This window comes from Microcoleus sp. Pol7_A1 (assembly GCF_036701085.1).
Classification (GTDB): domain Bacteria; phylum Cyanobacteriota; class Cyanobacteriia; order Cyanobacteriales; family Microcoleaceae; genus Microcoleus; species Microcoleus asticus.
Genome location: NZ_JAUBQD010000003.1, coordinates 208730 through 229114, shown reverse-complemented (window position 1 = coordinate 229114; position 20385 = coordinate 208730). Strand labels below are relative to the sequence as shown.

At 42.7% G+C, this 20385-nt stretch carries 10 protein-coding genes and 1 pseudogene; 9 read left to right on the top strand and 2 right to left on the bottom strand.

Features of this window, described 5'->3' with window-relative positions; translation table 11 throughout:
- Positions 1 to 321: 321 nt before the first annotated feature.
- The 9 genes and pseudogenes from QUA20_RS03820 to QUA20_RS03780 all read left to right on the top strand — a co-directional run bounded on the left by QUA20_RS03820 (position 322) and on the right by QUA20_RS03780 (position 16281).
- Positions 322 to 2709 carry a GAF domain-containing protein gene (locus QUA20_RS03820; protein ID WP_333185543.1) on the top strand — a complete coding sequence of 796 codons (2388 nt, stop codon included), beginning with the start codon at positions 322 to 324 and terminating at the stop codon, positions 2707 to 2709.
- Between the two features lie 299 nt (positions 2710 to 3008).
- Positions 3009 to 8465: an AAA family ATPase gene (locus QUA20_RS03815; RefSeq protein WP_333185541.1), complete on the top strand. Its 5457-nt coding sequence runs from the start codon at positions 3009 to 3011 to the stop codon at positions 8463 to 8465.
- A 111-nt stretch (positions 8466 to 8576) separates the two neighbouring features.
- Positions 8577 to 8717: a hypothetical protein gene (locus tag QUA20_RS03810; RefSeq protein ID WP_333185540.1), complete on the top strand. Its 141-nt coding sequence runs from the start codon at positions 8577 to 8579 to the stop codon at positions 8715 to 8717.
- Between the two features lies 1 nt (position 8718).
- Entirely contained in the window at positions 8719 to 9012 is a 294-nt protein-coding gene (locus QUA20_RS03805) for a transposase family protein (protein ID WP_333185639.1), read from the top strand.
- Positions 9008 to 9409: a transposase family protein gene (locus QUA20_RS03800; RefSeq protein WP_333185637.1), complete on the top strand. Its 402-nt coding sequence runs from the start codon at positions 9008 to 9010 to the stop codon at positions 9407 to 9409. Before QUA20_RS03805 ends, QUA20_RS03800 begins: the two co-directional genes overlap by 5 nt.
- 13 nt (positions 9410 to 9422) lie before the next feature.
- Positions 9423 to 9596 (top strand): annotated as a pseudogene (locus tag QUA20_RS03795) (transposase); the annotation flags it as partial.
- Positions 9597 to 9626: 30 nt separating this feature from the next.
- Complete coding sequence (locus QUA20_RS03790; RefSeq protein WP_333185538.1) at positions 9627 to 9947, top strand: hypothetical protein; 321 nt, start codon at positions 9627 to 9629, stop codon at positions 9945 to 9947.
- Positions 9948 to 10144: 197 nt separating this feature from the next.
- On the top strand, positions 10145 to 15634 hold the full coding sequence (locus QUA20_RS03785; protein ID WP_333185536.1) for an AAA family ATPase: 5490 nt from the start codon (positions 10145 to 10147) through the stop codon (positions 15632 to 15634).
- A gap of 227 nt (positions 15635 to 15861) precedes the next feature.
- Positions 15862 to 16281 carry a hypothetical protein gene (locus QUA20_RS03780; protein WP_333185534.1) on the top strand — a complete coding sequence of 140 codons (420 nt, stop codon included), beginning with the start codon at positions 15862 to 15864 and terminating at the stop codon, positions 16279 to 16281.
- Between the two features lie 180 nt (positions 16282 to 16461).
- Here the strand turns inward: QUA20_RS03780 and QUA20_RS03775 are convergent, their stop codons facing one another.
- Both QUA20_RS03775 and QUA20_RS03770 read right to left on the bottom strand, forming a co-directional pair.
- On the bottom strand, positions 16462 to 16884 hold the full coding sequence (locus QUA20_RS03775; protein WP_333185532.1) for a DCC1-like thiol-disulfide oxidoreductase family protein: 423 nt from the start codon (positions 16882 to 16884) through the stop codon (positions 16462 to 16464).
- A gap of 147 nt (positions 16885 to 17031) precedes the next feature.
- On the bottom strand, positions 17032 to 20106 hold the full coding sequence (locus QUA20_RS03770; RefSeq protein ID WP_333185530.1) for a PAS domain S-box protein: 3075 nt from the start codon (positions 20104 to 20106) through the stop codon (positions 17032 to 17034).
- Positions 20107 to 20385: the final 279 nt, after the last annotated feature.

The window sequence follows — 20385 nt, the reverse complement described above, 5'->3', positions numbered from 1 at the left end:
GCCTCATTCAACCCAAAGCTGCTATATATCTCACCTCTGAGTCAAATAGCATTAGTTGCTGACACTATCCGCTAGTATCTACCGCTTATAATGGGTGTTACCCCCCACGCGGTAAACACGTTAATATCACCTATAACGTCGAGGCTGAGAGGTTGTTTGTGGATAAAAGTCAAAGCCCCTGGGGCCCATCGTCCGAGAAAACACCCAGTTTTCCATACCCACACACAAACTTTACAAACAGGATCTAAGCTCTTTACAAAGCCATAATCGCCGATCGCTGACGTTTTTTGGCAAAATCCACTGCTTTCAGGTGTTTTACTCATGTCTACTCCTAAATCGTCTGCCCATCAAAACAACAGCAACTCCGTAAAATCACTGCCAGCGACAGATATCACCCCAACAGAGCAAGACAGTAACAATCTGCCGAGCGAACCAAGTATAGAACAGCTACTGGAAGCTTTGGCGGGTCAAGTACCCAGCCAATCGGCTGAAATTGAATGCTTGAAAACGTGGAAACAAGATTTAAAGCGACTGTTTCAATTTCTCGGCGACCGCCGCGTTTTAATCGCAGTAATGGAACCGGGAACTTTTGCCCTGCGTTATGCTAACGCGGCATTTTGTCGCTTGGCCGGTTGGGAGGGAACGTCCTTGGCAACTCAATCTACCAACGGTTGGTTTGCAGAAACTGACATCACTCTGCTGGAACTGTTCGAGGATTGGGGCGGCAAAACAGCAGAACAATTGTACCGCAGCCACCTTTTGCACTGGGTATTTAAGCAATATTATCAAATTGACATCGACGGTTTGCGGGTGCTAGACGAACCTGTCACGGCGAGTGTAAAAAACCCCAAACGCCGAGAACCCAGATTTATTGAGTTTTGGCTGGGTTCGGAACAGTTAAAAATTACTCGAATTGACTCCAAAATAGATGAATTTGCGGATACTTCTTTAAAATTAATGCCTGTTGCGGAACGGGAAGCTTGGCTGATGCAGCCGAATCAACTAGAAAATTTAGCCGATCGATTGCACTTGGATAATTACCGCGTAGAAGGTTTGCTGCTGCTAGAAGGTTTTGATGTCACCGTGCAGGAGCAAATTCGGCGGCTGACTCAGTTATTGATCGATCGAGATTCGATGCTGGGGCCAGACAAATTTGAGAAAATCGATCGGTGTTTGCGATCGCTCTTCAATGCTGACGGCACTTTGCTGCTGCGGCCCGACGGCGATCAGGTACAGCTATTAATTGCAAAAGACTGCCAACATTTGCAGCCGATTCTTTATTCAATGCACTCCCTAGAAGCTTCTCACTTTTTGAAGGCCACAGCAGCAAATCAAGTTTGGAACGTGCCAGACTTGCGCAGGGACTGCGAAACCGAGTGCGATCGAACTTTGCGGAAAAGGGGGACTCGATCGATGTTGCTCGTGCCCCTGGTAGTCAAATCCGTCACCCGCGAGGGGTGCGGGCAGCGGATTTTGGGTGTCGTGGGGCTGTTGTGCGATCGGCCCAACCACTTCAACGGCATTGACGCTCAACACGCCCAAGAACTCATTCCCGCCTTCATTGCAGCCCTGCGGCAAGCCATCCAAGAGCGGTTTACCCACATTCACAACATCCACCCCGCAGTAGAGTGGCGGTTCGCCCAAGAAGCAGAAAGGCGAAGTTGGGGACTGCCCCCAGATACAATCGTATTTGCTGACGTTTATCCGCTGTACGGAATTTCGGACATTCGCGGTTCTAGCGACGAAAGAAACCGAGCCATTCAAACTGATTTGCTCGAACAATTCCGCTTAGGTTTAGTCGTAGCCGATGCCGTTTGCGAAACACAAACTACCCACCTCGGCGAGCAACTGCGGCTCGATTTGCTCGACTACATCCAGCATTTAAAACAAAAAGTAACAGTCGATATGGAGGTGCGAGCAACCGAATATTTAAACAACCGTTTAGAAGTATATTTTGACTATTTTGTGCAGTGTGCCCCCAGGGTTCAGGCAGCAGTTGAAGCTTACCGAGCAGCCTGTGAAAACGAACACAACTGCGTTTACAGCGATCGTACCCGCTACGACCAAATGCTAAACCTAATCAGCAGCAAACTCCAAGAAATCTGGGCCCGCTGGCAAGAAAAAATGCAGCAAATTCTCCCCCACTACTGTGACATCGAATGCACCGACGGCATCGATCACATGATTTATGCAGGAAAATCGATCGACCCCAAATTCAGCCCGTTTCACCTGCACAGTTTGCGGTACGAACAACTGCGAGCAATTTGCGACTGTGCCCGCGCAGTTTTTCGCTTGCAAGCCGAGTCTCAAATTAACATGGAACTTACACATTTAGTCTTAGTGCAGAATACCACGATCGACATTTTTCACAACGAAAACACCGAAAAAATGTTTGACGTAAAAGGCACTCGCGACATCCGCTACGAACTCGTGAAAAAGCGGATCGAAAAAGCCGTTGACAAAGACGCACAAGAACGGATTACCCAGCCAGGAATGTTAACGGTAGTTTATTCAACCGAAGACGAATGGGAAGAGTACCAACAATACTTGCGCTACTTGTCTCGCGAAGGTTGGGTAGAACAAAAAATTCAGACTGGCATGGTAGAATCACAACAAGGAGTCAACGGTTTGAAATTTGCCCGCGTGCGTATTTTGCCGGAACCAGAATCACTTTCTACTATCTGTGAAGTAACGGTTGTTACCGATTGATAACCCGCTCAATTGCCTGTTTAAGGCGGAGTGCGATCGCTCCCATCCCCTCCTATTTTAAGCGGAGTGCGATCGCTCCAATCCTTAAAAATGGCGGAGCTAAATCATTCTGGACTCACACACAAGACCGATATTACATTTAAGATTTTTGTTGACACTCGCGAACACTGCCGCGTTGTCACTTTGTGTATCTTCGGTGTGATTTGGGAGCGAAAATTACACGATCTGAATCACAGCAAATCAAGATAAAGTAGTGTTAATCTAATGAAAATTAGCTCCTGTAATTAATAATTCAAGTTATGTTGAAATTCTCCAAATACCAAATCAATATTACTCTGCACGAAGGCGTCGAAACAATAATCTATCGCGGACAAACACCGACAGACGGGCCAACAGCAATTCTGAAAGTCCTCAAAGCCGAATATCCCACACTAGAAGCCATTACCAGGCTCAAACACGAATATCAAATCCGCCAAAATTTAGACAGTGAACAAATCGTCAAAGCCATCAGTCTCGAAACATTTGACCACCGATTAGGAATCGTGTTAGAAGACTTTGGCGGGGAATCACTCGCAAAACTGCTGGAAAAAGAGACGTTGAGCCTGCAAGCAAATTTAAACATCCTCATTCAAATAGTCAAAGCCTTACAATACCTGCATTTTCACCACATTATTCACAAAGACATCAAACCCAGCAACATCATAATTAACTCGCAAACAAAACAAGTAAAAATCACCGACTTCGGCATTGCCACAAAACTCAACAAAGAAAACCCGCAATTTAACAATCCCAACTCCGTCGAAGGAACCTTAGCCTATATGTCACCCGAACAAACCGGGAGAATGAACCGCACCCTCGACTACCGCACCGACTTTTATTCCCTTGGCATCACATTATATGAAATGCTGACAGGAAAATTGCCTTTCCCCAGCAACGACCCCTTAGAAATAGTTTATAGCCACATCGCAGTTCAACCAATATATCCCCATCAAATCAATTCAGAAATACCTGTCGCCATCTCTGAGATAGTAATGAAATTGATGGCAAAAAATGCCGAAGATAGATATCAAAGTGCGGCCGGATTGTTAGCAGACTTAGAAAATTGTTTGCATCAGTTAGAAACCACCGGACAAATTGCCGACTTCATCCCCGGACGCTTAGATATTCTCAGCCAATTGTTAATCCCTCAAAAATTGTACGGTCGGGAAAATCAGGTTAATGAGTTGCTAGCAGCATTTGAACGTGTAAGAGCTGGTTTAGCTAACAAGTTGTTAGCTAAACCAGCAACCTTAGAACAAAACTCGCCCCCATCAGGAAGCAGCGAATTAATGCTAGTATCAGGCTACTCAGGCATCGGTAAATCAGCCGTAGTCAACGAAGTTAGCAAACCCATTACCCGGTCAAAAGGTTACTTCATCAGCGGCAAATTCGACCAATTAAAACGCAACATTCCTTATGCCTCATTAATCCAAGCATTTAACTCCTTGCTGCGGCAATTGCTAACAGAAAGTACACTTTCATTAGAAATATGGCGCACTAAAATTTTAACAGCACTGGGAACAGACGGCCAAGTAATTGCCGACGTAATTCCCAAAGTTGAATTAATCATCGGCAAACAGCCAGAAGTCCCAGAACTCGCCCCCGTAGAATCCCAAAATCGATTCAATCGGGTATTCAAAGAATTTATTCGCGTTTTCGCCCAAAAAGAACACCCCCTAGTTATCTTTTTAGACGATTTGCAGTGGGCAGATTCAGCAACATTAAAGTTGATGCAAATACTGATAACTGACCCTGACCAAGAATATTTGTTGCTAATCGGTGCCTATCGAGACAATGAAGTTAGTCCGACCCACCCCTTAATTCAGACTATAGAAGAGATTGAAAAGACGGGTACGGTTGTCAACAATATCGTGCTGCAACCGCTGGATTTAGAAAATGTGACTAAATTAGTCACTGAAACACTTAACACTTGCACAGAAAAAGTAACAAATCTAGCCGAGTTAATCTGGAATAAAACGGGCGGCAATCCTTTTTTCTTGACCCAATTACTCCAAGCACTTTATCAAGACTCTCTTTTAACATTTAAATTTGATCGCATTACAAATGAGGGCAGTCAAAGTGGCTGGTATTGGAGTATCGATGAAATCCAAGCCATTGGAATTACCGATAAAAGTGTGGTGGAACTCGTAGCTTCTCGCATTGAAAAGCTGCCCGAACCCACGCAAGAAGCATTGAAGCTAGCAGCTTGCGTGGGAGATAAATTTGCTCTAGATGTGCTGTCACTTGTTAGCGAAAAGTCAGCTAATACTACAGCTACTGAACTTTATTCAGCTTTGCAAGCAGGGTTAATTCTGCCCTTGAGCGATGCTTATCGTATTCCTTTAGTTTTCGATCGAGCCGAGTCAATTAATCTCAAGTTAGACACATCGCGGGTTAGTTACAAATTTTTGCACGATCGCGTTCAGCAAGCCGCATATTCGCTAATTCCCGAAGATCAAAAGCAATCCACCCATTTAAAAATTGGTCAATTACTATTACAGAATACTCCACCAGACAAGCTAGAAGAAAACATTTTCGATCTCGTCAATCAATTGAATGTCGGAATTGACACGATTAGCCAGCCAGCAGAAAAGATGCAGTTAGCAAAATTAAATTTAACTGCTGGACGCAAGGCAAAAGCCGCGAGTGCTTATGAAGCTGCTGTTAGGTATTTGCGGGTGGCTATGGAATTACTGCCAGCGGATTGTTGGCAAAGTCAGTATGACTTAACATTAGCAATTTACGAGTCAACAGCCGAAGCTGAATACTTAAACATCAACTATGAAGGTTCAAAAAATCTGGTTGATATTGTAGTGCAAAAAGCTAAAATTTTACTGGAAAAAGTGAATGTTTATCAACTTCAAATTCAGTCTTATAACGCTCAGAATAGACTTGTAGAAGCACTCTATACAGGACTGGAAGTCCTGAAACTGTTAGGCATTTCTTTTCCTCAAAATCCCAAGCCGCTAAATATTGTGGCGGGACTGATTAATACAAAACTGAGCTTAGGATTGAAACGAATTGAGGATTTAGCTAACTTGCCAGAAATGATCGATCCCGAAAAACAAGCAGCCATGCGGATTTTATCAGGGATTCTCAGCAGTGCTGTTGCGGTCAAGCCCCAACTGGTACCGCTGCTGGCATTTAGGATGGTCAAGCTGTGCATTAAATATGGTAATTCGCCTTATGCAAGTATTGCTTACGTTTTTTATGGCGTAGTTATGTACAAGGTAGGGGACATTAGTTTGGCATACCAATTCGGTCAACTGGCAATTAGGATGTTAGACAAATTTCCCTCCCGTTCAATCAAAAGTAGAGTTTATACACCCTTTGGTTGCTTTATTAACCACTGGAAAGCCTCTGTCAAGTCCGGATTAGGCGATCTTATAGAAGGTTTTAAAACTGGGATGGAAACTGGAGAGTTGGAATATGCTGGTTATTCTATAACTGAATATTGCTTCAAAAAACAGTCGATAGGAGAGCCTCTAGATTTGGTGGATCAGGAGACTGGTAAATATATGAAACTAATGCAGCAATCTCAACTAGAATTTGCTGTACATTATATAAGTATAGGCAGGCAGACAGCCCTCAATTTGCGCGGTCAAGCTGTCGAACCCTGTCATTTAGTCGGTGAAAGATTTAATGAAGTCAAAACCCTCCCCATTTTAATAGAATCTCAAAGCTTTTTTTTAGTGAGTTTGGTTTATCATGCCAAAACTCAGCTTAATTTTATTTTCAGAAACTATGCGGAAGCCTTGGAAAATTCAAGGTTATTTGAGAAATATGAGGAGTCCGTAGCCGGATTTTATGTAGTTTCTCTGAATAATTTTTACTTTTCTCTCAGTCTGCTCGCTTTGTATCCCCAAGCTGAGAAAGGGGAGCAAAAGCAATACATGAAAAAAGTTGGACAAAACCAAAAAAAGATGAAAAAATGGGCAGTTCATGCTCCCATGAATTATCAACACAAATACGACTTGGTAGCTGCGGAAAAAGCGCGAGTTTTAGGGCAAAATACCCAAGCAATGGAATTGTACGATCGCGCAATTGATGGAGCCGCCAAAAACGGTTACATTCAAGAGGAAGCATTAGCGTATGAATTAGCAGGAGAATTTTATCAAGTTTTGGGTAAAGAGATAGTTTCTCAAGCATATCTGACTAAAGCCTATTATGGATATATCCATTGGGGAGCCATAGCTAAAGTTAAACACTTAGAATCAATACATCCTTTCTTAGCAGCACAGACGCGCACAATTCAAACCCCAACCCTCGATGTCACCCGCACTACCACTGGAAATACTACCAGTAGTAGTTTAGGCGATTTCTTAGACTTAGCTACTTTTATTAAGTCGGCGCAAGCCATTAACGGTGAAATAGTTCTAGAAAAATTGTTGACCAAATTAATCAAAATTATTTTAGAAAATGCGGCGGCTCAAAAAGTAGTGCTGCTGCTGCTGAAAAATGATATCCTCTGCATAGAAGCTACTGGCAGTTTTGCGGATGATAAAGTGACACTTTTACCGTCTATTCCCGTAGAAAATCGTCAAGATGTTCCCCTGTCTGTGATTAATTACGTACACCGCAGCCAAAAGCATCTGGTTTTAGACAATGCGACTGTCGCCGAACCTTTTAAGGTAGATACCTACATTCAGAAATATCAACCCAAATCAATTCTCTGTTTGCCGATTATTTATCAATCTCAGCGGCGCGGAATAATTTATCTAGAAAATGCTTTGACAGTAGGAGCTTTTACAGCAGAGAGAGTAGAAGTCTTCAAAGTGTTAATTTCTCAAGTTGCTATTGCCGTAGAAAATGCTGGTTTGTACGCGCGGGAGCAAGAGAAATCTCAACAGTTAGAAAAATCTTTCAATGAACTGCAACAAGCACAATTGCAGCTAATTCAAGGTGAAAAAATGTCTGCTTTGGGCAATCTGGTTGCTGGTGTCGCTCACGAAATTAACAATCCAGTCGGTTTTATTTCGGGGAATATTACCGAAGCTAATGCGGCTGTGGGCGATTTAATTAGCCACTTGAAGTTATATCAGGAAGAAGTGATTAATCCTAGCTCAAAAATCGCACAGGATGCTGAGGATATCGATTTAGAGTATCTTATAGAAGATTTACCGAAAATGCTGGGGTCGATGAAAGTTGGGTGCGATCGCATTCGCAATATTAGCACTTCTCTCCGCACGTTCTCCCGTGCGGACACCACCCGAAAAGTGTCGGCAGATATCCATGAGGGAATTGATAGCACTTTAATGATTTTACAGCATCGATTGAAAGCAAATCAAGACCGTCCGCTGATTCAAGTAGTTAAGGAGTATGGCAATATCCCGAAAGTTAAGTGTTATTTGGGACAGTTGAATCAGGTGTTTATGAATATTTTGGCAAATGCGATCGACTGTTTTGAGGAAGCAAATAAAGTTCGGAATTTTGCGGAGATTAAACTGGCGCCTAATATCATTACCATCAAAACAGAGATGGATGATGAAAATCAAACTGTTGTGATTAAGATTAGAGATAATGGCAGGGGAATTCCCGAAGAAATTTTAGCGCATATTTTTGACCATTTATTCACTACCAAAGGTGTTGGGAAAGGTACGGGGTTGGGGTTGTCTATCAGCCGCCAAATTGTGGTAGAAACCCACGGCGGCTGTTTGAGTTGTGATTCTGTTGTGGGTGAAGGAACGGAATTTACGATCGCCCTGCCGTTGAGTTAACTCATATGTTGCAGCATTTTCATGAACAGGCTTTCGGGCCTGTTCCACAAAAAACCTCTTGCAAAAGTCCCCAACGCCGGGCAATAGTAAGGTGATTGAGAGGAAAAACTGATGACTTACGAACAAGTGCAAAGTTTAAAGCCAGAAGCCTTCAAGCGATTCTTTGGCGTTGGGTCTACAACTTTTGATGAAATGGTGTCAGTAAAGCGAACAACAGCAACTTCAGAAACGCAAACCCGGTCGCCCGCCTAAACTGAGCACCGATTCCCAGGTACTGCTGGCATTACAATATTGGCGAGAGTACCGTACCTACTTTCACATTGCTCAAAGCTGGAACATCAATGAATCCACTGCGTTCAGGATCGTCAGACACGTAGAGGAAACATTAATTCGTTCAGGTCGGTTTAGCTTACCCGGAAAGAAAGCACTGCTGCAACCGGACTCAGTTTTAGAAGTAGTTGTGGTCGATGTGACCGAAAGCCCAGTCGAGCGTCCAAAAAAAAACAACGACAAGTGTTTTCCGGCAAAAAGAAGTATCATACATTGAAGTCGCAATTAGTGGTCAATCAAAAGACGGGAGCAATTATCTGCAGAGCTTCGTGGTAAAGGCAGAAGGCATTCCTTGTGACTATTCATTCTTCAGTAAAGTCAGGCTAGCCACTACAATTAAGCTTTGGCGTGACAAGGGTTATCAAGGAATTGCCAAACTTCATGCCAATAGTCAGATCCCTACTAAAAAGCCCAAAAGCTCTAATTTATCTCAGGTTCAAGGGCAGGAAAACCGTACTCTGGCAAGCCAACGAATTATTATTGAACACGTTAATAGGAGGCTGAAATTTTTTCGGATTTTGTCGGAACGTTACCGAAATCGCCGACGTAGATTTGGTTTACGCTTCAACCTGATTGCAGGCATCTATAACTATGAACTTAGCCTTTCAGAATGACTTTTGCAAGAGGTCTATTATTCGTTGGCTAGATGAGATTATTGCTTACTTCGATTATAAGACTACGAGTGGTGTTGTCGAAGGCATCAACAATAAGCTCAAGTTGATTAAACGTTCTGCTTACGGATTTAGAAACTTTGAAAACTTCCGAGTTAGATGTTTGCTTACTTGCCAGTTTGATTGTTAGTTTAGCATACTAGCTAATGAAGAGCCAAAAATGTTTGACGTAAAAGGCACTCGCGACATCCGCTACGAACTCGTGAAAAAGCGGATCGAAAAAGCCGTTGACAAAGACGCACAAGAACGGATTACCCAGCCAGGAATGTTAACGGTAGTTTATTCAACCGAAGACGAATGGGAAGAGTACCAACAATACTTGCGCTACTTGTCTCGCGAAGGTTGGGTAGAACCAAAAGTTCAGACGGGCACGGTAGAATCACAACAAGGAGTCAGCGGTTTAAAATTCGCCCGCGTCCGCATTTTACCGGAACCCGAATCAATTATTCATGTCAGTGAAGTTACGGTAGTAAACGATTGAAAATCAGCCTTGAAAATTTATTTAAGTTGGGAGTTGCACGTTGCGAGTCAACGTGCAACTCCCAACTTAAAGCGCGCATATTTGGTGTATTTTACTTGTGATGCGATTGAAAAATACACGATCGGGATCACACAAAGCCCAGGTAACTTTATGTTATAATAATGAGACTTAGATCCTGTTAATTTAAAAATTAACTTATGTTAACTTTCTCTGAATACCGCATCGACTCTATTCTGCACGAAGGCGTCGAAACAATTATCTATCGCGGACAGACACCAACTTATCGGTCAGCAACTATTCTTAAATTCCTGAAAGCCGAATATCCGACACTCGAAGCCATTACCCGCCTCAAACACGAATATCAAATCCGCAAAAATTTAGATAGCAAACACATCGTTAAAGCCATCAGTCTCGAAACCTTTGACCACCGATTAGGACTGGTTTTAGAAGATTTTGGCGGGGAATCTCTCGGACAAGTGCTCGAGCAACAAAGGCTGAGTGCGATTCCCTTGGGGATAGCTTCGCTTCACGAAATTTTAAACATCGCCGTCCAAATCGTCAAAGCCTTAGAATACCTGCATCAAAATCAGATTATTCACAAAGACATCAAACCCAGCAATATCATAATTAACTCGCAAACAAAACAAGTAAAAATCACCGACTTCGGCATTGCCACAAAACTGAACAAAGAAAACCCGCAATTTAACAATCCCAACTCCGTCGAAGGCACATTAGCTTATATGTCTCCCGAACAAACCGGGAGAATGAACCGCACCCTCGACTACCGCACCGATTTTTATTCTCTCGGAATTACCTTGTATGAAATGCTGACAGGTAAACTGCCTTTCCCCAGCAGTGACCCCTTAGAAATAGTTTACAGCCACATCGCCAGACAACCAATTTCACCGCATCAGTTGAATTCACAAGTCCCCGCCGCCATCTCTGAGATAGTGATGAAATTGATGGCAAAAAATGCCGAAGATAGATATCAAAGTGCAGCCGGGTTGTTAGCAGATTTAGAAATTTGTTTGCATCAGTTAGAAACGACTGGCAAAGTTGCCGATTTTACCCCCGGACGCTTAGATATTCTCAGTCAGTTATTAATTCCCCAGAAATTGTACGGTCGGGAAAATCAAGTCAACCAACTATTAGCAGCATTTGAACGAGTAGGCGGGGGTTTAACTAACAATTTCTTAGAAAAATCAACCACTTTTCAAGAAAAGTTGCCCCCATCCGGCACAAATGAACTGATGCTAGTATCTGGCTATTCTGGTATCGGTAAATCAGCAGTAGTTAATGAAGTTAGCAAACCAATTACTCGCTCGAAAGGTTACTTCATTAGCGGCAAATTTGACCAACTAAAACGAAATATTCCTTACGCATCATTGATTCAAGCATTTAACTCGCTGCTGCGCCAGTTGCTAACAGAAAGCGCTGCTTCTATAGAAACATGGCGCACTAAAATTTTAACAGCTTTAGGAACAAACGGTAAAGTAATTGCCGATGTAATTCCTGAACTTGAATTAATCGTTGGCAAACAGCCAGAAGTTCCAGAAATCGGCCCTGTAGAATCGCAAAATCGCTTCAATCGAGTATTCAAAGAATTTATTCGCGTTTTCGCGCAAAAAGAACACCCGCTAGTGATTTTTTTAGACGATTTGCAGTGGGCAGATTCAGCAACATTAAAGTTAATGCAAATACTGATAACTGACCCAGACCAGCAATATTTGTTGCTAATCGGTGCTTATCGAGATAACGAAGTTAGTCCCACTCATCCTTTAATTCAAACTCTAGAAGAGATTGAAAAGACGGGTACGGTTGTCAACAATATCGTGCTGCAACCGCTGGATTTAGAAAATGTGATTGAATTAATCGCTGAAACACTTAACAGTCGCATAGAAAAAGTCAAGAATCTAGCAGAGTTAATCTGCAATAAAACTGGCGGAAATCCTTTTTTCTTGACGCAACTACTCCAAGCACTTTATCAAGAAAATCTTTTAAAATATGACTTTAGTCCCATGATATCTCCCGTTACCAATGAAGAAGGTAAAGGGGGCTGGAATTGGAGTATCGATGAAATTCAAGCCATTGGAATTACCGATAAAAGTGTGGTGGAACTGGTAGCCAGCCGCATTGAAAAACTCCCTGCAGCCACGCAAAAAATGTTGAAATTAGCAGCTTGTGTGGGGGATAAATTTGCTCTAGATGTGCTGTCACTTGTCAGAGAAGAGTCAGCTAATACTACAGCCACTGAACTTTATTCAGCTTTGCAAGCAGGGTTAATTCTGCCCTTGAGCGATGCTTATCGGATTCCTTTAGTTTTCAATCGAGCCGAATCAATTAATCTCAAATTAGATACTTCGCGGGTTAGTTACAAATTTTTGCACGATCGCGTCCAGCAAGCCGCATATTCCCTAATTCCCGAAGACAAAAAGCAATCCACCCATTTAAAAATCGGTCAATTACTGTTACATAATACTCCACCAGAAAAGCTCGAAGAAAACATCTTTGATATTGTCAATCAGTTGAATGTCGGAATTGACACGATTAGCCAGCCAGTCGAAAAAATTGATTTAGCCAGATTAAATTTAACTGCTGGACGCAAGGCAAAAGCCGCGAGTGCTTATGAAGCTGCTGTTAGGTATTTGCGGGTGGCTATGGAATTACTGCCAGCGGATTGTTGGCAAAGTCAGTATGACTTAACATTAGCAATTTACGAGTCAACAGCCGAAGCTGAATACTTAAACATCAATTATGAAAATTCAAAAAAACTGGTCGATATCGTACTGGAAAAAGCTAAAAATTTACTGGAAAAAATGAATGTTTATGAACTTCAAATCCAGTCTTACAATGCTCAAATTAGACTTGTAGAAGCACTAAATACAGGACTGGAAGTGCTGAAACTGTTAGGCATTTCTTTTCCTCAAAACCCCAACGCGCTAAATATTGTGGCGGGACTGATCAAGACAAAACTGAGCTTGGGGTTGAAACGAATTGAGGATTTAGCTAACTTGCCAGAAATGACAGATCCCAATCAACAAGCAGCCATGCGGATTTTATCAGGGATTATCAGCACTGCTGTTCAGGGAAAACCCCGCCTGGTACCGCTGCTGGCATTTAGGATGGTCAACCTGTGCATTAAATATGGCAATTCGCCTTATGCAAGTATTGCCTACCTTTATTATGGCGTAGTTATGTGCCGGCTAGGGGACATTAGTTTGGCATACCAATGCGGTCAACTGGCCATTAGGATGTTAGACAAATTTCCATCCCGTTCAATGAAAAGTAGAGTTTATACACTATTGGGTTGTTTTATTCTACACTGGAAAACCGAGCTTAACTCAGGATTAAGCGTTCTCAAGGAAGGTTTTCAAACAGGGATGGAAACTGGAGAATTGGAGTATGCGAGTTATTGTATAGGTCAATATTGCTTCAAAAAAATGTCGATAGGAGAGCCTCTCGATTTGGTGGAGCAGGAGACTGGTAAATATATGAAAATAATGCAGCAATCTCAACTAGAAATGGCTGTACAGTATCTAAGTATAGGCAGGCAGACAGCCCTCAATTTGCGCGGTCAAGCTGTCGAACCCTGCCATTTAGTTGGTGATAGATTTAATGAAGTTAAAACGCTCCCCGTTTTAATAGAAGCTGAAAACTTTTTTTTAGTGAGTTTGGTTTATCATGCCAAAACTCAGCTTAATTTTATCTTCAGAAACTACGCGGAAGCCTTAGAAAATTCAAGGTTATTTGGAAAATATGAAGAAGCCGTAGCCGGATTTTATGTAGTTTCTCTGAATAATTTTTACTCTTCTATAAGTCTTCTCGCTTTGTATCCCCAAGCTGAGAAAGGGGAGCAAAAACAATATCTGAAAAAAGTGCTGCGAAACCAAAAGAAGATGAAAAAATGGGCAGTTGATGCTCCGATGAATTATCAACACAAATACGACTTGGTAGCAGCAGAGAAAGCGCGAGTGTTGGGGAAAAATACCGAAGCAATGGATTTGTACGATCGCGCAATTTCTGGAGCTGCCAAAAATGGTTACATTCAAGAGGAAGCATTAGCCTATGAATTAGCAGGAGAATTTTATCAAGATTTGGGTAAAGATGTAGTTTTTCAAGCATATCTGACTAAAGCCTATTATGGATATATCAATTGGGGAGCCACAGCTAAAGTTAAAGACTTAGAGTCAACACATCCTTTCTTAGCAGCACAGACGCGCACAATTCAAACCTCAACCCTCGATGTCAACCGCACAACCATGGGAAATACTACCAGTAGTAGTTTAGGCGATTTCTTAGACTTAGCTACTTTTATTAAGTCGGCGGAAGCTCTTAACGGTGAAATTGTTCTAGAAAAATTGTTGACAAAATTAATCAAAATTATTTTAGAAAATGCGGCGGCTCAAAAAGTCGTGCTGCTGCTGCTGAAAAACGATATCCTCTGCATAGAAGCTACTGGCAGTTTTGCGGAGGATAAAGTGACACTTTTACCGTCTATTCCCGTAGAAAATCGTCAAGATGTACCCCTGTCTGTGATTAATTACGTACACCGCAGTCAAAAGCATCTAGTTTTAGACAATGCCACTGTCGCCGAACCTTTTAAGGTGGACACCTACATTCAGAAATATCAACCAAAATCAATTCTCTGTTTGCCGATGATTTATCAATCTCAGCGGCGCGGAATAATTTATCTAGAAAATGCTGTGACGGTAGGAGCTTTTACAGCAGAAAGAGTAGAAGTATTCAAAGTGTTAATTTCTCAAGTTGCTATTGCCGTAGAAAATGCTGGTTTGTACGCGCGGGAGCAAGAGAAATCTCAACAGTTAGAAAAATCTTTCAATGAACTGCAACAGGCGCAACTGCAACTGATTCAAAGCGAAAAAATGTCGGCTTTGGGCAATTTGATTGCAGGGGTTGCTCACGAAATTAACAATCCGCTCGGTTTTATCGCGGGTAATATTGATGCTGCTGCTGAGGCCAGCTTAGATTTGATTGATTACTTGCAACTTTACCAAGAAAAATTTCCTAATTCTGGAGATGAATTAGAGGATAAAGCATCGGAGATTGATTTAGAATATTTGGTGGAAGATTTGCCAAAAATGCTTTTATCTATGAAATCAGGTACAGAGCGCATCCGCAATATTAGCACGTCTTTGCGTATTTTTTCCCGCGCTGACAGTGCGAATAAAGTGTCAGCAAATATTCATGAGGGCATCGACAGCACTTTGATGATTTTACAGTATCGCCTGAAAGCTCAAGATACTCGCCCCGCGATTAAAATTATCAAAGAATACGGAAATATCCCGCCAGTTAAATGTTATTTTGGGCAACTGAATCAGGTATTTATGAATTTGTTGGCAAATGCGATCGACTGTTTTGAGGAATCTAATCAGGGCAGAACTTACGCTGAAATTCAAGCTTTACCGAATACGATCGCCATTATTACTCATGTCTCCGAGGATAACCAGAGCGTGGTGATTAAAATCAAAGATAACGGTCAAGGGATGTCATCGGAGGTCAAATCTAAAATATTTGACCATTTATTTACTACCAAAGGAGTAGGAAAAGGTACGGGTTTGGGGTTGTCTATCAGCAGGCAAATTGTGGAAGAAACCCACGGCGGTAAACTCAGTTGCGAATCGATGCTGGGAGAAGGTACGGAATTTGCGATCGCCCTGCCGCTTTAATAAAATTTATTCTGCACCCTTAAAGAATCACTCATTGCCAATTGTTTAATCTAAAATCTAAAATCTAAAATCTAAAATGCTATGACTTGTGCTTAACACACACTTGGAAATTTGTCAATTCCTAAATATCTATCAAATAGTCCACAGTTCACTGTTTAAAGCAGGCAGTATGCAGTTACATTGTTAGCTAAATCATGTAATAACTGTATTTGATAGGAGTTTTTCGAGTGAACGCTGCCGAACAAGCCAGAAATATAGAAGTTGCCAGCAAAATTGCTGCAGTTGTTAATTTATTCAAGTCCGAATTCCCGGATGCGAAAGTCGATTTGAAGCCTTGGATGAATGACGAGGATACCAGAGAACTTGTAGATCCAGATTCGATCGACATTGGCTTCCATTTCCCCGGTAGAAGCCGCTTGCTGCAAAGCCGCAGCATCTTGATTCAAATCCGATTTTACCAAGATCCTGTAGAAGGAAGCCGTCGGGCGATCGGGGTTGAGGCGGCCGGTTACGATCACACTGGTCAGCAGTGGCGCTTTTCCACCGTGGAAAATTGGAGTTTTCTCGGTGCAACCGAACCCGCTGCGGAGTCAGCCCAAAAGCTCAAAGACTTTTGCCGCGAGATATTCGCTTTGTTTAATAGTTAAGTTCCAGGGATGATAGCAGGGATTTGGCGCCACATCCTAAGTAAATTGATATCAATTATCTTGCACCATTGGTAATAATCCCTTTAGAAGCGCTGCTCAGAGCAACAGCCCCCAATAAAATTTAATTTTTGTGGAACAGGCCCGAAAGCCTGTTAAGCGAGAATGGTGCTTTAGAGTGAGTTATTTCACACTATCGCAATTGTCGATCGACCTACAGCCAACTGCATAAACAGATTTGTAAGTTGTCGATCGCTTGCCAAACAAAGTATAGCGGTTATCGCGGACTTGTTCGTACACGCGATCGCCCATCCACTTCATCCCCGGCATTGCCCGGTAAGCAGCCACAAACACCTCGCCTCCCGGCAATATTCGCCCGATTTCCTCCGCCGCATCGCTGCCCTGCCAGCGCCGTTCCGGAGTGTTGCCATCTATCAAAATCATCCCCATTTCGCAGTCTTGAGACGTAATCCCAAAGCGATTTAATTGCTCTAAATCTTGCATGGGAATATACTCAAACCGCTGACCTTGGTCTAAGTTTTCTAGTAACTGTACCAAGGTAACGCAGAGATTGCAAGTGCCGTCGTAAATTACGTTATATTTCATTAGTTGACTGTTGACTGTTGACTGTTGACTGTTGACTGTTAGCTGTTAGCTGTTGACTGTTGACTGTTAACTAATGACAACTGACAACTTACTACTGCCAACTGCCAACTGACTAAAGACTAATGACTAATGACTAATGACTACTGACTACTGACTATTCGCCACAGGAATCTCGATCGCAAATTCCGTGCCTTGACCCGGTGCAGAATCGCACCTAAGCACCCCGCCGTGCTTTTCCACCACAATTTGATAGCTGATAGACAGCCCCAAACCAGTACCTTTACCAGGTTCTTTCGTAGTAAAAAACGGATCGAACAGCCTTTTGTGAACATCTATCGGAATCCCCGGCCCGTTGTCAGCAATCCGAATCACAATATGAGAAGGATGCCGAATTGAATCATCAGAAACAGCAGAATCTGCCTGCCTCAAAGCATCCTGTTCATATTTTACATCAGTACAAATCCGCAGCGTCGGCGAAGGACAATAAGGAATAGGCGCCAGTTCCCCCTCCGCCCACTGTCCAGTCTCCATTGCCTCTTCCACAGCATCAATTGCATTGCCAATAATATTCATAAATACCTGATTCAACTGTCCTGCATAACACTGTACGCGGGGCAAATTTCCGAACTGCTTGAGCAAGGTAATTTTCGGATGTCCTGCCGTTTCTTTTAACCTATGCTGCAAAATCAACAAAGTGCTTTCAATCCCTTCGTGAATATCCACCTGCTTTTGTTCGGCTTCGTCCAATCGCGAAAAATTCTTCAGGGACAGCACGATCTGGCGAATTCGCTCTGCTCCCATTTTCATGGAATTTAACAGATTCGGCAAATCTGTGAGCATAAAATTCAAATCTATCTCTTCTATCTCTTGTTGAATTGCCGGTGTGGGTTGCGGGTATTCCTGCTGGTAAAGTTGCAGCATTTTTAGCAAGTCTTTAAAGTAATCGTTAGCGTGCATGACGTTGCCGTAAATAAAGCTAACTGGATTGTTAATTTCGTGAGCAACGCCAGCGACTAATTGCCCCAAACTTACCATTTTTTCATTTTGAACCATCATGCTTTGAGTTTTATGCACGTCCCGCAAGGCTTTTGCCAATTCTTGATTCTTACTCCTCAATTGACTTTCGGAAAGCTGCACCGCTTCTTCGGCGTGTTTGCGCTTGGTAATATCTTTGCGAATTGCTACATATTGATGGGGATCTCCGCTGGTATTTAAGCAAGGTACAATCGTAGTATCCAACCAGAATAATGTGCCGTCTTTAGCTTGATTTTTCATTTCTCCCCGCCAAACCTTTCCCTGGCGGATGGTTGACCAAAGCTTCTTGAAAAAATCTGCTGGGTGATAGCCAGAATTGACAAGTCTGTGGGTTTTGCCGATCAGTTCTTCTCGGGAATATTTAAATAGTTCGCAAAATTGATCGTTGACATAGGTAATTGCTCCGAATTCGTCGGTATTCGAGACAATTGCCGATTGATCCAAAGCAAATTTTTCAAATTCCAACTCTTTGAGAGTTTGGCGCAATTCTGCTTCGGCTTGTTTGCGATCGCTAATATCAGTAATCATCCGCAAAACCCCGGAAAAATTGCCCTCACCGTCGAACATCGGCGTCGCCGACACGATCGCCCACAAGTGAGATCCGTCTTTCCGAGTAAACTTAAAATCGTGGCGTTCGCGAATGCCTTCCCGCCTGCGCTGGACATAACTTTCAGCTATTTCCCTAGATTCGCAGTCGATAAACTCAAATAGCGATCGCCCCAGCATTTCCTCCACAGTATAACCCAGCATTTCGGCCATCCGAGAGTTAGCAAAAGTCGTGATACTTTCGCTGTCAAACATCCAAACGCCCTCGGAAGCCGTCTCGACAATGCAGCGGTAATAACTCTCGCTCTTCCTGAGCACTTCCTCTGTCTGTTTGCGATCGCTAATATCAGTGTGCACCGCTATAAAACCTTCGAGTTCCCCTGTTTCTTGATAAATTGGGGCGATCGAAAGCGCCACCCAATAACCCTTTCCATCCTTGTTGTAATTGTAAATTTCCTGATTAAACGGCACACCAGCAGCCAAAGCCGATCGCAGTTGAGCAATAGCTAGCGGGTCTGTTTGAGGGCCTTGCAATACATCACCCGGTTTTTTTCCCTGCATTTCTGCCAGCACGTAACCGCTAATCCGAGTAAATCCTTCATTCACCCATTCAATGCAGCCTTGAGCATCAGTAATAATCACACCATTTTGCGTTTTTTGAGCCACAATGGCCAAGCGCGACAATTCTGTTTCATTTTTTTTGCTTTCCGTAATATCTTCAGCAATACCCAGAATGTACTTAGGCGCGCCAGAATCGTCAAACAAAGGAACTTTTTTAGTGTGCAAAATCCGCTTTCCTCGGTGCGGAAGTTCGATAGTTTGTTCGGGCAAATCGACGCCTTTTCTCGTTGCAAGGACTTCTAAATCTTGTGCTTGCAAGTAATTGGCATGATCTGACTCCAACAAGTCAGCAGCATTGTTTAAGAGCACTTCATCCCTGGAATAGCCAAACAATTCTTCGCTAGCAGTATTCCAATAAATAAATTTTTGCTCTACAGCATCTTTAATAAAGACGCTAATCGGCAGATTTTGCAGTACCGCATTCAGAAAATCTTTAGTGTTTCGCAGATCTTCCTCAGCTCGTTTTCGTTCCGTAATATCCAAAATTACTCCGTCGAGATAGACAACCCGAGACAGAGAATTTGCGATCGGCGAAACCGGCGAAACCACAGCCGACAAAAATCCCTCAATTTCCCCTTCTATCTCTTGTCTTCCTCTAGCCTCGTCAGCCTCGCAGCAAACAGCTTGACCTTTTTCGTAAACCCAGCTAATTTCGCCGTCAGCCCGGACAATGCGATATTTAAGGATGTACGGAGTTCTAGTTGCTACACTTATTTTGACAGTAGCATCCACATTTTTGCGGTCTTGAGGATGGATAATGCTGGAAAAAGAACGGACGCGATCGTTGATAAAATCCGAAGATGGATAGCCTGATATTTCTTGAACGGCATCGCTCAAAAACGCCATTGTCCGTGTTAATTCCCCGTCGGGGCTCGTACAGTCGCAGGTACAGTGGTAGACAGCACCGGGAATATTAGCTACTAAATTTTTATATTTTTCTTCGCTGCTTAGCAAAGATGAGCCGTCTTCGTTATTGCGATCGCCGTTCTTAACTTTAGAAGAATTCGAGGAAATTTGCATGATTTTTTTCACTTGTGAGTGCGAAAGCAAGTGTTAGAGTAGATGACCCTATAAAAAGTAAATTTAATTTCCGAAAAAATTCGTTATAAACTAATATAGTACAAAATTAGTTCTGCGAACATTCAGAAAATTTGAGGGTGGTTAATAGGTAAAGCTAATCAAGGCTAGAAATGTAGAAAACTGTTCGGCAACGGATTTAACGGATGGATGTTGCACCATTCTCAATAAGGCTTTTAGGGGCGGGCTAGAAAATCCCACCCCACAAGAAATTCATTCTTT

Excerpts from the sequence above, each read along its gene's own strand:
- QUA20_RS03820 (WP_333185543.1), top strand. The coding sequence starts at position 322 with ATGTCTACTCCTAAATCGTCTGCCCATCAAAACAACAGCAACTCCGTA.
- QUA20_RS03815 (WP_333185541.1), top strand. The coding sequence starts at position 3,009 with ATGTTGAAATTCTCCAAATACCAAATCAATATTACTCTGCACGAAGGC.
- QUA20_RS03810 (WP_333185540.1), top strand. The coding sequence starts at position 8,577 with ATGACTTACGAACAAGTGCAAAGTTTAAAGCCAGAAGCCTTCAAGCGA.
- QUA20_RS03790 (WP_333185538.1), top strand. The coding sequence starts at position 9,627 with ATGTTTGACGTAAAAGGCACTCGCGACATCCGCTACGAACTCGTGAAA.
- QUA20_RS03785 (WP_333185536.1), top strand. The coding sequence starts at position 10,145 with ATGTTAACTTTCTCTGAATACCGCATCGACTCTATTCTGCACGAAGGC.
- QUA20_RS03775 (WP_333185532.1), bottom strand. The coding sequence starts at position 16,884 with ATGAAATATAACGTAATTTACGACGGCACTTGCAATCTCTGCGTTACC.
- QUA20_RS03770 (WP_333185530.1), bottom strand. The coding sequence starts at position 20,106 with ATGCAAATTTCCTCGAATTCTTCTAAAGTTAAGAACGGCGATCGCAAT.